Origin of the sequence: Roseibium album (assembly GCF_965233825.1) — a bacterium.
Lineage (GTDB): Bacteria > Pseudomonadota > Alphaproteobacteria > Rhizobiales > Stappiaceae > Roseibium > Roseibium album.
Window position 1 is genome coordinate 1,499,228 of the sequence record NZ_OZ247583.1, and the last position, 13,349, is coordinate 1,512,576.

The following is a 13,349-nucleotide window of genomic DNA, read 5'->3' on the forward strand; positions in this document are numbered from 1 at the left end:
TCAGTGACCAGAGTGTGACTCGCCGAGCAAGTTGACCAGTTCTCGCGTTGCCTCTTCCGTTGTCTGGATGCCTGGCGACAACCGAAGGATTGTGCCGCGGATATCGGCGGAAAATCCGGCCGCGTTCAATGTGGCGAGCGTTTCTGATGCAATGCCTTCCGATGTCAGGTCAATCATCAGGCTACCGCCCCGCTCCTGCTCATTACGAGGAGTCAGCAGGGTCAGCCCCAACTCGTCAGTGCCCTCGATAACAATGTCGCACAGCAATCTGTTGTGATGCAGAAGGGCGCGCGTGTCGATCGTCGCATGCCATTTGAGGGCGGGGATCGTTGCTGCCGCGGGCAGAATGGCGGGTGTTCCGTTGTCGAAACGGCGGATATCGGGAGCATAGTCGAATGCATCGATATCCCAGTTGAACGGGTTGTCCTGGCTGAACCAGCCGCGCAGTTCGGGCCGGCACTCCGCGATCAGGTCGGGGTGAACGTAAAGCATGCCGGCACCGGGTGTGCCGCACATCCACTTGAGGCTCGTCGAAACCGCAAAATCAATCTCCGGCTCCTGAACCGAAAACGGCAGCAACCCAGCTGCTTGCGTGATGTCGACCCCGATCAGGCTGCCCATCGCACGGCCGTGCGTGGCGAGATTTTCCAGGTTGGTCTTGTGCGAAGTGGTCGAACTGACCCAGGTGACAAGCGCCAATGCTACATCGCTGTCCCATTCGGCAATCATGTCGTCATCGGCAACCCAGCTTGCACCCTGCCTCGGGTGGACGGTCTTGAGCTCGAATCCGAAACGCTCCTGCAGCCTTGAAAGCAGAAAGTGATTGGAGGGAAAACAATCCGCTGCGACCAGAACCGTCCGGCCGCGCAATCGGTCGGCCGGCAGTGACGTCAGCAGCATATGAACCCCTTGCGTGACGTTTTCGCAGGTCGTCGTCGATCTTTCGGGAGCATCGATCAGCGCGCGCCACAGGTCAATGAACTCGGCCCGTTTGCCGAGCATATAGGACCACTGCTGATCATCCGGGGCACTCCACACAGATGCAAGTTCCGCCATCGCCTTGCAGAGGTCGGCTTCCTTGCCAGGATACTGTCCTATGGAATGATAGAGGAAATAACCCTCTTTCCTGTCGGTCATGCGTGTCTCTCGGGCGATGCGTTTTTGCGGGTCGGCTGGTATTGACCGGTAGGTGATTATTCGTATACAGTTTTCGAAATAGTTCAAGCTTAAAGGATTGGAATGGCGCCGAAAATATTGCTGACAAGCAGTATCAGGCCAAGTTTCACTCCAGATTAGTATACGATTTTGCCACCGCAGCGAAGTATGGGGGAGAATTTGCCTGATCTGAAATCTTCCCTGTCTTCCGGTGTGGGGCAAAATACCAGCGCTCAGATTCATGACGTACTGGTAGGGCGCATTCAAAAGGGTGAAATCGGTCTGAAGGACCGGCTGGTCGACACGGCGGTTGCGGCGGAATTCGGTGTGTCGCGGATGCCGGCGCGTGACGCTCTCATGCGTCTGGCCCATGAAGGATATCTGGAGCCGTCGACCAAGGGGTTCATTCTGCCGAGGATCGATCACCAGGAGATCCTTGAGATTTTCGACCTTCGACGCCTGCTTGAACCCAGGGCAGCGGCACTGGCGGCACAGGGCTTGTCGGAGGTGGAAATTCTGCTGCTGGACGCGACGCTGAAAGATGCCCGTTTCGCAATGGAAGAAGGTGACCAGGAAAATCTGTTTCGGGCCTGCGAGATATTCAGAAACGGCTGGGTGAATGCCGTCTCGAATTCATCGCTCCGCAAGACGCTGCAACGCTACATGACCCAGGTCCAGGCAGTTCGCATGATGACGTTTGCCGATCCGGAAAATCACCCGGTCATCGTGGAAGGCAATGCCCGGCTCTTTGAGGCATTTCGACTACGCGATGCCGTTGCGGCTTCCGACCGGATATTACGTTTCGTTTTTGATGGTGAGGCGGCCTATCTCGCCGCACACGAAGAAGCGCAGAAGCACAAGACGCCGACTGCTGCTCGAAACGGTTGATGCTGGCAGACGGAAAAGATGATGGAAACGGATTGATGGAAACACGCGCGGAAATACGATTGCCGACCGAGGATCTCAGCAAGGACCTGCCGTTTTTTACCAAGGTGCTGAAGTTGCGGCTCGACATGATCTATCCGGCGGACAGCCCCGAGATCGCGGTGTTTTCCGGCCATGGTTTGCGAATACGGATTGAAAAGGGCGCACAGGAGAAACCCGGCACTATCCGGATCCTGACGGACGACCCTGACGAATTTGGTGGTGGTGAACGTGTCCTTGTCGCGCCCAACGGTACGCGGATCGAGATCGATGAACTCAATCCGCCGCTGGTCTTGCCCGAGACCAGACACGCCTTCGTCGTTCGCCGGCTGGCCGATCAGGCACCCTGGGTGATCGGCCGTGCCGGCATGGAATACCGGGACCTCGTGCCAACTCGCCTGGGTGGGGCAATGATCGCCTCGCACATCCGGGTGCCCGACGGTCCGGTTCCCGATATGGTCCATTTCCATAAGGTGGGTTTTCAGCTGATCTTCTGTGTCCGGGGCTGGGTTGATGTTCTCTATGAGGACCAGGGTGATGTGAGACGGCTGACGGCAGGCGACTGTTTCATTCAGCCGCCGGAAATCCGGCACCGGGTCATGCATGCTGCCGACGGCATAGAGGTGATCGAGATCGGTGTGCCGGCAGAGCATGTTACCGAGATTGATCACGAAATGACCCTGCCGACGCCGGTTGAACGCCCGGACAGGGAGTGGCAAGGACAGAAATTCGTGCACAATCTTGCCAGAGGGAGCACTTTCGAACCCTACCGTATTCCTGGTTTCGAAGTCCGGGACACAAGCATCTCGGACAACACCAGGGGCGTCGCATCTGTTATGGTTGCACGTGCAACAGGGGAGGCTTCTCCCTGGACGCGGCACGACTGTGACATTCTTTTCAACTTTGTGCTGGCAGGCGAAATGACACTGGAGGGCGAAGGTAAAGACCCTTACCGCCTGTCCGCCGGAGACGCCTTCGTGATCCCGCCGGACATGGCGACGCGATACACTGGCGCAACAACCGACCTCGAGCTGCTTGAAGTCAGCTTGCCGGGCCGGTTCAAAACCGAGGTTCTGAGCTCGTCTGGGAGGAAATGAACGGGCGCATTGGACATAACAATAATCGATGAGGGGAAGTAAGCATGAAGAAGTTGACTACACTTGCAGCCGCCACGTTGATGCTGGGCACCAGTTCTCTGGCCTACGCGGAGACCAAGATCGGCGTCCTGATGGATATTACCGGACCGATCGCCAATTTCATTCCGCCGCTCCAAAACGCGGCAAACCTCGCTGTCAAACACGTGAATGACCAGGGTGGGTTGCTGGGCGAAGAAGTGGTCGCAATCTATGGCGATACCACCGGGACCGCGCAGGGTGCCGTCGATGCGGCCCAAAAACTGGTCAACATCGAGAACGTCCCCATTGTCATGGGGTCGCTGATGTCCGGAACCACGATTGCGGCAGCCGAAGCTGCGATTATCCCGGCAGGTGTTGCGCAGATCTCGCCAACGGCAACCTCGCCGGCCATGACTGAACTGCAGGATGATGGCCTTGTTTTCCGCATTGTTCCTTCCGACAACTATCAGGGTGAAATTCTCGCCAAGATGGTGCTTGAAGAAGGTCTTGATAAAGTCGCGCTCACATATGTGAACAACGACTATGGTGTTGGTATCGGCCAGACCTTCAAGGAAGCCTACAAGAAGGCCGGCGGTGAAATCGTTGCTGAAAACAAGCATGAGGAAAAGAAGGATTCCTATCGTTCTGAACTGGCGAGCCTTGCCAAGGGGGATGCCCAGGCGCTCGTCGTGATTGCTTACGCTGGAGATAGCGGCGGCAAGATCGTCAGGCAGTCGATCGAAGGTGGCTTGTTCGACAGGTTCGTTGGAACCGACGGGCTGCGCGACGAACTTCTGATCCAGAATGTCGGCGCCGATGCGCTCAAGACGTCATTCTTCTCTTCGCCGACATCTCCGGCTGAAAACCCGGCGCAGAAAACGCTCCACGATGCCTTCAACGCCGAATACGGCGAAGGTGCCGACAAGGCATTTGTGGATCAGACCTATGACGCGACATTCCTTGCTCTGCTGGCAATCGAGAAAGCCGGTTCCACGGACCGTGCCAAAATGGCCGAGGCTCTTCGTCAAGTCGCGATGGCTCCGGGTGAGAAAGTGGGGCCGGGCGACTGGGCCAAGGCCGTCGCCCTGATCAAGGAAGGCAAGGACATCGACTATGACGGTGCCAGCGGCACTGCGGAGTTCGACGAAAACGGGGATGTCGGGGGCTATATCGGCAAGTTCGTCGTCGACGGCGACGGCTACAAGCAGATAGCCATCATCGAATAAGCCGGATTGATCGTAGCGTGATCCAACTGGACGAGATCTGCGTCGATTTTGGAGGCTTGCGGGCGGTAGACCATGCAAGCTTCGAAATCGGCGCAGGCCGCATCACGGGTCTTATCGGACCCAATGGTGCGGGCAAGACAACCGCATTCAATGTCATTGCCGGGGCGATCCGGCCAACGTCTGGCCGTGTTCATTTCGATGGCCATGATGTAACGGGACTGAAGCCGTACCAGCGGGCTCAGGCCGGACTGGCACGAACCTTCCAGATCCCGCACGAATTTTCGCAGCTTTCCGTGCTTGAGAACTTGATGGCGTCTGCGGCGGCGCCAGACGGCGAGAACGTATTCAATGTCATTTTTCGGCGTGGCCGGTATTTGCAGGAAGAGCGTGGGATCTATGAAACCGCACGCGAAACTGTTCGCCTGCTCGAACTGGAACATGTGATTGACGAAAAGGCCGGAAACCTGTCCGGTGGCCAGAAGAAACTGGTCGAACTCGGCCGCGCCCTGATGCGCGACCCCAAGATCATTCTGCTCGACGAGATTGGTGCGGGTATCAACAGGACTTTGCTCGGCAAACTGGCTGACAAGATCCTGATGCTGAACAGGGAACGGGGCCTTACGTTCTGCCTGATCGAGCACGATCTCGATTACGTTTCCAAACTGTGCGACCACGTTTTGGTGATGGCGCAGGGCACTCTGCTGACCGAGGGAACGGTCGACGAGGTCAGGCAGGACGAACGTGTGATCGAAGCTTATTTCGGCGGCGGAAAGTACGAGGCCCAGCTATGACCGAGCAGCTTTCCGTCACGGGGCTGACGGCTGGATATGGCGGCCCGCCGATCATCGAGGATATTTCGCTGAGCGTGGAGCCTGGTGAAATTGCTGTCGTCCTGGGTCCGAATGGCGCGGGAAAGTCAACGCTCTTGAAGACCATATTTGCGCTCACGAGCGTTTCCGCCGGAACCATCCGGCTTGGTGAACGTGAGCTGACCGAATGCAGGACATCCGCGCTTGTGCCGCTGGGTGTCTCCGCCGTTCCACAGAACAGAAACGTGTTCCCTTCCATGACGGTTGATGAAAACCTCGATGTCGGCACCTACGCGGCACCGCCAGCCGATCAGAAGGCGACGCGCGAAAGGGTTCTTTCGCTGTTTCCCGATCTGAAGGGCAAGCTCAGGCAGCCTGCAGGAGAACTCTCGGGCGGGCAGAGGCAGATGGTTGCGATGGGCCGTGCCCTAATGAGCGAACCGAAACTGGTGCTGCTTGACGAACCGACAGCAGGCCTTTCCCCTGCCTACCTGGAACGGATTTTCGATCTTCTGCTTGATATCCGCAAGACAGGGATCACGATCCTGATGGTCGAGCAGAACGCCCGCCAGGCATTGCAGATCGCCGATCACGGCCACATCCTCGTCAATGGCCGCAACCACGTCAGCGGCACAGGCGAGGAACTGCTTGGCGACAAAGACGTACGCCGTCTCTTTCTCGGAGGCGCTGCCGGATGAGCGAATTCATCAATTTCTACCTGTTTCCGGCACTCACCATCGGCAGCATCTATGCACTCGGCGCCGTAGGCATATCGATGATCTTCGGGATTTTGCGGTTCGCGCATTTCGCCCATGGTGACCTGATGACGCTCGGAACCTACGGGATCCTGGCCGTCGCAGCGCTCATGCCGGTGAACCCGCTTCTGCTCGTGCCGTTCGGCATGGCGCTGACGGTTTTCGCCGCCCTTTTCGTCGACCGCTATTTCTACCGCCCGCTCCGCGACCTGCCGACGATCTACACGGTGATTTCCTCCTTCGGGATCGCGCTTGTGTTCCGTTCTCTGATCCAGCTTGTCTGGGGCTCGGAGAACCAGGTCCTTGTCGCCGGGGTTCGACCGCCATTGATCCTGTTCGACACCTTCCGGGTATCGGTGTTGCACCTTCAGGCGATTGTGACGACGGCGGTGATCGCGGTTTTGCTGCATTTTTTCCTGACGGCGACGAGGACCGGCCGATCCATGCGCGCTGTTGCGGATGATCCCGAACTTGCAGAAGTCTCCGGCCTCGATACCGCGAAGGTCGTGCGCTGGACCTGGATCATCGGTGCCGCGCTCGCTGCCGTTGCCGGAGCCTTCGCAGCACTGAACACCAGCGCGCACCCGAACCTGGGTTGGAACCTGCTGCTGCCCATGTTCGCGGCGGCCATTCTCGGCGGCATCGGCAAGCCAATGGGCGCCATGGCCGGCGGCTTCATCATCGGCATGGCAGAGGAATTGTCCTCCTATCACTGGATCGGCGACGAAGCGCTGATCTCACCGTCTTACAAGACCGCAGTCGCCTTCGTGATCATGATTTCGCTGCTGATCTTCCGCCCGCAGGGGCTGTTCAAGGGGAGGCTCTTGTAATGGAACTGACCGGCCTTTTCTTCTACGTGGTGAGCCTGTTGATCATGGGCGGCATTTACGCGCTGCTTTGTCTTGCACTCAATGTCCAATGGGGCATGGGCGGTCTCTTCAATGCAGGCATAGCCGGCTTCTACGGTGTCGGAGCATACACCTCCGCGATCCTTTCGACGGCGGCATCCGGCAGGCACCTGGGCGGATTTTCAATGCCGGTTCCGATCGGCCTTGTCGGTGCGGCGCTCGTTGCGGGCATAACGGGCTGGGCAGTTGCCCGCATCTGCGTGCGGCTCAAGAGTGACTACCTCGCCATGGCGTCCATCGGCATCGCCGAGATCTTGCGCCTCGTCTTTGTCAACGAAAGTTGGCTGACGAATGGCAGCCTGGGTGTTTCCAGGATACCGAGACCACTTTCCGACTTCACCACGGGACGCATGTCGGACGTTGTTTTTCTTGGCTTCGTCTGGGTGATCGTACTTCTGGTTTATGTTGCCACCTCCCGGCTTTACGACAGCCCCTGGGGCCGCAGCCTTCGCGCGATACGGGACAACGAAGCCTCCGCGTTGGCTGCCGGCAAGAATGTCGAGAAATACCGCATTCAGACCTTCGTCATCGGCTGCGCGGTCATGGGTGTTGCAGGCGGTCTGTCGGCTCACTATTTCCGCTTCCTGTCACCAACGGCGACCGACCCGCTTTTGACGACCTTCCTGGTCTGGGTGATGCTTATGGCCGGCGGTTCGGGCAACAACAGGGGCGCCATTCTGGGCGCACTGACGATCTGGACACTCTGGTCGGTCACGGAGATCTTCACCAATCGCCTGCCACCCGAATGGGCGACCCGCAGTTCATTCATCCGCATGCTGCTTGTCGGCCTGCTTTTGCAATTTGTTCTGCAACGCTTTCGTTCAGGGCTCTTGCCTGAGAAGTCGCCGCCGGTCAGATTCCGGAAGGATTAGCGACGGGAACGGCTGGGGTCGCGCGTTCGGGATGCGTCGTTGGCGGCGACAATCACCGGGGTGCAAACAGCAGCTTCAGGTAGGTGCGGAACAACATGATCTGTTCGGAAGCGTTGTTGTGCTCTCGCAAGGCACGCTGCAACACGAGACCGCCTTCAACCACGCCTGATACCATGTCTCCGAGCGCGTCGAGATTGACCGGTTCCCTGGGTTCGTAGAGCTCCGAGATGTCTTCGAACATGCCTCTGAACCGCTTTCGCCATCCGAGAATGGCCTGCCGGTTCAATTCCCGGACACCTTCGTCGAACAGGCGATCCTGATAGGCCGTCGACGCGATCACGCAACCGGGGTGCCCGGTCGGCATTTCTTCCAGCATTTCTGCCAGCAGCTTCAGGCCGATGAGCATACAATGCAACGGGTCGTCATTCAGTTCGCGGGCGCGCGCAAACAGATCGTCGTAGAGAGCATTTTCGACTTCGATGTATCGCTCCAGCATGGCACGTGCCAGCGCGTTCTTGTCCTTGAAGTGGTAAAAGAAACCGCCGCGTGAAATCTCGGCACCGGCGACAATTTCTTCTATGGACGTTGCCTCGAAACCTTTCTCAAGAACCGCGGCTTCCGCAATGTCGAGTATTCTCGTTCGTGTGTCGATTTTCTCTTTCATCGGCTGCATCCCGACTGTACCGCGAGTCCAGTTGACACTCCCCAAAGCAAACACCTTTGGAGAAAATCTTCCCTTACTCATTGAAAATAAAACGAAAAAAATATCTTCGCAACCGGACCACGCGACAACTATCAGCTTGGCGTGGCGTCGAATAAGTCTCTTGTCATCAACACAAGAGGACAGCTTTCATGCGAATTCAAGAGCTTATGCAGGCCGATCGTTTCTTTCTATCCGACGGCGGACTGGAAACCTATCTTATCTTTGACAAGGGATATGAACTGCCGTGCTTTTCAGCAGCGGTGTTGCTGGACAGCGATCAGGGACGGTGGGATCTGGTCGAATACTATGAACGTTTTGTCGAAATAGCGCGCCAGTCGGGTCGCGGTTTCATCCTGGATGCGCCGACCTGGCGAGCGGGCGTGGCCTGGGCAGGACCATTGGGCAAATCGGTCCCGGACGTTCTTCAGACAAACGAACGGGCGGTAGGTTTTGTCTCCGAGATCCGCAAGCGGCACGAAACGGACAGTTTGCCGATCCTGGTCAACGGGCTCGTAGGCCCGTCGGGCGATGCCTATGCCCCGGACGCGACACTTTCTTATCAAGATGCGCTTTTGATCCATGCACCCCAAATTCATGCCCTGGGACGCGCCGGTGTAGACATGATCAGCGCAATGACGCTGACACATGCCGGGGAGGCGGTTGGTATCGCGCGGGCCGCAAGGGAAATCGATCTACCGGCCGTGATCGCCTTTACGCTGGAAACCGATGGCCGGTTGCCATCCGGCCAGCCATTGCGTGAAGCCATTGAAGAGGTTGATGAGGCCACCGACAGCAGTCCGCTCTACTACATGATCAACTGTGCTCACCCCGACCATTTCCGGGAGGTGCTGGAAACCGGTGCATCGTGGAAACTGCGGGTCGGTGGCATCAGGTCGAACGCCTCGCGAATGAGCCATGCCGAACTGGATGAAGCGGAAACCCTTGATGACGGAAACCCGGGCGAACTCGGCCGGTTGAGTGCAGACCTCTTGCGCCATCTGCCCAACATTCGTGTCGTTGGCGGGTGCTGTGGCACGGATCACAGGCATGTCGGGTGCATTGCTTTACATGATCAGTTCCGACCAGCAGCTTGAACCGCCGTGTCTCGAATTTGCACATTATTTGAATTGGAATGCTAAAATGTTGAAATCAATTGTATTATCGCCCTTGCTTGTTCTCTCGTTGGCCGGTCAGGCTCAGTCGGGGGCCAGCGTTTCCTCCGACCTTGCCGCGGACCGGAAGCGTTCCGTCGCAGCAACCAAACTGCTACTTGATGAAGTCCGGCCAGCGGTCGGAAAAGCACTCGACGGCGAATGCTTCCAGTATTTGGTGGTTCCGCTCGCTGGAGCCGCAAGACTGAATATCAATGAATTGGCCGCTCCTTCTGATCAACATGATCACGCCGCGCCCGTGGAAGTCGAAAAGTCTCATCTGGAGTGGGATTCAGGAGGTCCGGTGGGCCCGGTCACTGCGCACTGAAAACAGCGAACCGCAGGCGTCATGCCGGTGATCTGCCGGACGTACTCAACTGAATTCCCAAATAGTAACTTTCGAGTTGAAAACATGAATATTCAAACCAACCGTGCAATTCGGCAAGCCACCGCACTGGATGCGAAGCCGCTCGCCAAGCTCATCGATATCGCGGGCGAGGGTATCCCGAACTGGCTTTGGAGCCGGGCCTGCGAAAACGATCAGGCGCCACTTGATGTCGGTGCAGACCGGGCAAGAAGACCGTCTGGAGGGTTCTCCTTCACGAACGCTCTGGTGACGGAAGATCAGGATCTCGTCACGGGCATGGTGCTGAGCTATCCTATCGATACCGCACCGGAAGATGACCCCGATACACTTCCCGCACCGATCGCGCCCTTTGTGGAGCTAGAGAAACACTCGGTCGGCACCTGGTATATCAATGCCCTGGCCACATTTCCTGGGCATCGCGGCCGGGGGCTGGGCACCACGTTGCTGGCCTCGGCAGAAAGCCTGGCGCGGGAAAACGGCAAATCGACGATGAGCATTCAGGTTTACGCCCAGAACACGGGTGCCGTTCGCCTCTACCAGCGCCTTGGTTATGATCTCAAGGAAAGCGCGCCCGTTCGGCTTCATCCATGCCAGCCCTATTACACGGGAGACGTTCTGCTGCTGATCAAGGACCTGAACAAGGTGTAATGCTTCAGTTTTTGCGGGTTCTTTGATGCACCGCTTGTTAGCCCGTGTCGCGGGCCAACAAGCGGTGGCCTTGAATTGGGAAACTCTTTTCTGATGAAACGGATCAGCAAATGGTGAGAATTTGCAAGCTTGCACCGACCGCGCTTTGCCTTAAAAATCAATGATCAATGGCACATGATCACTCAGACCGTTTCCAATCCAGTCGTCGAAGGTGCCGATCTCGAATTCCCTTGTATTTCGAAGCCACGGCAAAGGCGCAAAAACATAATCGATGTGATAGGTCGGACCGTCGATGCGCCTGTCGCGCCAGTAGTGCGTAGGGATTGTTTCGCGCCCGTGCTCTTCTTCGTGAAAGGCATGGTAGGCGCTGTAAAGGCCCATGCCTTCCAGCAGATTGACCTTGGACATGTGATTTATCCGCCACCCCGGTTTGTCCCAGATCGCGTTGCTGTTCCAGTCCCCGCCGATGACTGTCGGTCCGGAGTCTATGAAAGTCTTGTATTTGGTCAGGGCCCGGCGCAGCGGACCGCTTTGGTGTTTGCGTGTGATACCTGGGCTGGCATTTTGGGCCCAGACGGCCAAAAGGTTGAATGTCCGCGGCCCCTCGATGCGTGCAGGAAGAACAAAACGGAGTGTCGGGTAGAAAGGTTCCACCCGCGATACAGTGAAGTCGTTGAAAGCGAAAATACCCAGACCCTTGTGGGGGTTTTCCCCCATCCAAAGCACCGAGCAGGCTTCAAGGTCGGTGACGCCGCGTTCGGCCAGGATATCTGGCCTTGCACATTCGGATACGACCGCAATGTCGGGTTTCTGCGAAAGCAGGGCCTCCACCTTGCGATGAAGCGCCATGCTGCAGTTCCAGAAGATCAGACGCACGTCACGTCCGGCTGGTCAGAAGCTTCAATCCTGCAAACGTGAAGACAGCGCCAAGAGTACCCTGAATGACGCGTCGTGCTCTGCCATAGACGCGCACCATGACAGGTGTCGAAAAGGCCAACGCATAGATTACGTGGATAATGATCGACAAGATGAATGTGCCGAGCACAATCGAGGCACCGACCCAGATCGGCGCGCCTTCTTTCATTCCGAGGGATATGATCGCAATCCATGCCAGAGCGGCTTTTGGATTGGTCATCTGAATGATGTATCCCCGCGCCAGGTATCCGAACGGTGTCCTTCGGCCGCCAGCCAGCTCTCTGGCCTCAATGTCGTGTCGCGACATCGCCGACCTGAACGACTTGTAGGCCAGCCAAAACAGGTAGAGACCGCCTAATATCTTGATTGCAATGAGCGCGTTTGCATATGCAGCGAGAAGCGCGGAAAGACCGAGGACGGTAAGGACCGCCCAGGTGAATGAGCCCGACGCAACGCCGAGCGCCAATGCGATCCCCGAAGACCTTCCAACGCTCATGGATGTTCCCATCACCGCCAGAATGTTTGGTCCCGGGCTCGCGATAGCCATCAGGAATGCCACGTAGGCGAGCAGGATTCCGGGCAGGTACAGATTGATGCTTTCCATGGATATCCCTTCAGATTCTGGCCGCACTCGCTCACTCTCACATGAGGCGCATTGCAATGCAATTTAACCGGAACAGGAAAGGGCCTATTCATTGGGGTGTCGACGGACGATCGGTAGATTGGTTGCACAAGTATCTGACTTTAATAATAAAAAAGCTTTTCGCGATGGCGGATGCACCGGGCGAGACTGGGGGCACCAATCCGGCTGCCGGCTGTGGATTTGCAGTTCCCAGGTTCATGGACATGTCGAGATTCTTGCGAAAAACCGAGCTGGAAAGCGAAATTTTCACCATCCATTAACCATAAGTTGCAATGGATATTTGCATCTTTAGCGCGAGTTCCGCGCATCAATTCTCGGCAGTACAGGTTCTGTGTTCAAAAGATTTTTCGCGCTTCTCACCGTGACTTTCTTGTGCTTTCAGGCTCAGGCAGCGGATTACAACATCAAGGGATCGCCGCAGTATCAGGCGCCAACGCTGCGGGGAAGTATCGGGCTCCGGTACTGGTATAGCCAGAACAACTCCGAATTGGATACGGGTGACCTGAACTGGAACACTGTCGATGGCGTCTCGTCGCATACCGCCGAGATTGTCGGAGAGCTGGAAGACCTGACCACGAGCACCTTTGTGCGCGGATATGTCGGGCTTGGCAGAAATTTTGGCGGTGAAGGGGACTTCTATACCAATCCGAGCGGCGATCTGGAGGAAAGTGCTCTTGGATACGTTGTTGTCGATGGTGGTTGGCGCTTTGCCAGCTTCGCGAACGAGATGGTCCGGTTAAAGGGCTTCGTCGGCTATCACTACCTGAATGACAGTATTGACGCTGAGGACGGCCGGACGGTCATTGAGCAGACGCGTCAATGGCATGCGATCCGCGTCGGCCTGACTGCGGAAGGAGACATCAGCGAAAGGGTCAGCTGGTCATTTGATGTGGCGGCTGTACCCTGGAGCCACACCAGGGTTGAAACCTGGGAGAGCCAATGGACACACGGCGTTGAAACCGACTTGATGCTCAATCTCGACCTGACCAGAAACTGGCAGGTGGGTGTCGGGGGGCGATACTGGTGGCTGCAATCGAATTTTGACCGCAGATGGGTCTCCGACGGTTCCAAGGCGGTCTTCGAACAGAACTACCAGCGCTACGGGCTGTTATTGGAAAGCAGATATCTTTTCTGAGGCGAATGTTCTGCGGTGGGCTT

Annotated in this window: 15 protein-coding genes; 11 read left to right on the plus strand and 4 right to left on the minus strand. The window is 57.1% G+C overall.

Features of this window, described 5'->3' with window-relative positions:
• Entirely contained in the window at positions 1–1,137 is a 1,137-nt protein-coding gene (locus ACO6TI_RS07005) for an aminotransferase class V-fold PLP-dependent enzyme (protein ID WP_422384622.1), read from the minus strand.
• A 198-nt stretch (positions 1,138–1,335) separates the two neighbouring features.
• Between ACO6TI_RS07005 and ACO6TI_RS07010 the strand changes: the two genes are divergently transcribed.
• From ACO6TI_RS07010 to ACO6TI_RS07040, 7 genes are read left to right on the plus strand one after another with little or no spacing between them, the layout of a single operon-like run.
• The gene (locus ACO6TI_RS07010) at positions 1,336–2,043 is read left to right on the plus strand and encodes a GntR family transcriptional regulator (protein ID WP_422384623.1); all 708 of its coding nucleotides are present in this window, start codon (positions 1,336–1,338) and stop codon (positions 2,041–2,043) included.
• Positions 2,044–2,078: 35 nt separating this feature from the next.
• Positions 2,079–3,176 carry a cupin domain-containing protein gene (locus ACO6TI_RS07015; protein WP_422384624.1) on the plus strand — a complete coding sequence of 366 codons (1,098 nt, stop codon included), beginning with the start codon at positions 2,079–2,081 and terminating at the stop codon, positions 3,174–3,176.
• A gap of 44 nt (positions 3,177–3,220) precedes the next feature.
• Positions 3,221–4,420 (plus strand): ABC transporter substrate-binding protein, encoded by a 1,200-nt coding sequence (locus ACO6TI_RS07020; protein ID WP_196880080.1) that lies wholly within the window; start codon positions 3,221–3,223, stop codon positions 4,418–4,420.
• A gap of 17 nt (positions 4,421–4,437) precedes the next feature.
• Positions 4,438–5,211 (plus strand): ABC transporter ATP-binding protein, encoded by a 774-nt coding sequence (locus ACO6TI_RS07025; protein ID WP_055391765.1) that lies wholly within the window; start codon positions 4,438–4,440, stop codon positions 5,209–5,211.
• Positions 5,208–5,927 (plus strand): ABC transporter ATP-binding protein, encoded by a 720-nt coding sequence (locus ACO6TI_RS07030; RefSeq protein ID WP_055391764.1) that lies wholly within the window; start codon positions 5,208–5,210, stop codon positions 5,925–5,927. The genes ACO6TI_RS07025 and ACO6TI_RS07030 overlap by 4 nt, the downstream gene beginning before the upstream one ends.
• On the plus strand, positions 5,924–6,814 hold the full coding sequence (locus ACO6TI_RS07035) for a branched-chain amino acid ABC transporter permease (RefSeq protein WP_422384625.1): 891 nt from the start codon (positions 5,924–5,926) through the stop codon (positions 6,812–6,814). The genes ACO6TI_RS07030 and ACO6TI_RS07035 overlap by 4 nt, the downstream gene beginning before the upstream one ends.
• The gene (locus ACO6TI_RS07040; protein ID WP_055391762.1) at positions 6,814–7,764 is read left to right on the plus strand and encodes a branched-chain amino acid ABC transporter permease; all 951 of its coding nucleotides are present in this window, start codon (positions 6,814–6,816) and stop codon (positions 7,762–7,764) included. Before ACO6TI_RS07035 ends, ACO6TI_RS07040 begins: the two co-directional genes overlap by 1 nt.
• Before the next feature lie 52 nt (positions 7,765–7,816).
• Here ACO6TI_RS07040 and ACO6TI_RS07045 read toward each other — a convergent pair whose 3' ends face one another.
• Positions 7,817–8,428: a TetR/AcrR family transcriptional regulator gene (locus tag ACO6TI_RS07045; RefSeq protein ID WP_422384626.1), complete on the minus strand. Its 612-nt coding sequence runs from the start codon at positions 8,426–8,428 to the stop codon at positions 7,817–7,819.
• Between the two features lie 188 nt (positions 8,429–8,616).
• On the opposite strand from ACO6TI_RS07045, the gene ACO6TI_RS07050 reads away from it, so the two are divergent.
• The 3 genes from ACO6TI_RS07050 (at position 8,617) to ACO6TI_RS07060 (ending at position 10,633) form a co-directional block, all read left to right on the plus strand.
• Positions 8,617–9,561 (plus strand): homocysteine S-methyltransferase family protein, encoded by a 945-nt coding sequence (locus ACO6TI_RS07050; RefSeq protein WP_422384627.1) that lies wholly within the window; start codon positions 8,617–8,619, stop codon positions 9,559–9,561.
• Positions 9,536–9,946: a hypothetical protein gene (locus ACO6TI_RS07055; protein WP_422384628.1), complete on the plus strand. Its 411-nt coding sequence runs from the start codon at positions 9,536–9,538 to the stop codon at positions 9,944–9,946. Before ACO6TI_RS07050 ends, ACO6TI_RS07055 begins: the two co-directional genes overlap by 26 nt.
• 84 nt (positions 9,947–10,030) lie before the next feature.
• Entirely contained in the window at positions 10,031–10,633 is a 603-nt protein-coding gene (locus tag ACO6TI_RS07060) for a GNAT family N-acetyltransferase (RefSeq protein WP_422384629.1), read from the plus strand.
• Between the two features lie 150 nt (positions 10,634–10,783).
• Here the strand turns inward: ACO6TI_RS07060 and ACO6TI_RS07065 are convergent, their stop codons facing one another.
• Both ACO6TI_RS07065 and ACO6TI_RS07070 read right to left on the minus strand, forming a co-directional pair.
• Positions 10,784–11,482, minus strand: a complete 699-nt coding sequence (locus ACO6TI_RS07065) for a hypothetical protein (RefSeq protein WP_422384630.1) — start codon at positions 11,480–11,482, stop codon at positions 10,784–10,786.
• Between the two features lie 28 nt (positions 11,483–11,510).
• Complete coding sequence (locus tag ACO6TI_RS07070; protein WP_422384631.1) at positions 11,511–12,152, minus strand: LysE family translocator; 642 nt, start codon at positions 12,150–12,152, stop codon at positions 11,511–11,513.
• A gap of 370 nt (positions 12,153–12,522) precedes the next feature.
• On the opposite strand from ACO6TI_RS07070, the gene ACO6TI_RS07075 reads away from it, so the two are divergent.
• Complete coding sequence (locus ACO6TI_RS07075; RefSeq protein ID WP_104704344.1) at positions 12,523–13,326, plus strand: hypothetical protein; 804 nt, start codon at positions 12,523–12,525, stop codon at positions 13,324–13,326.
• Positions 13,327–13,349 lie beyond the last annotated feature (23 nt).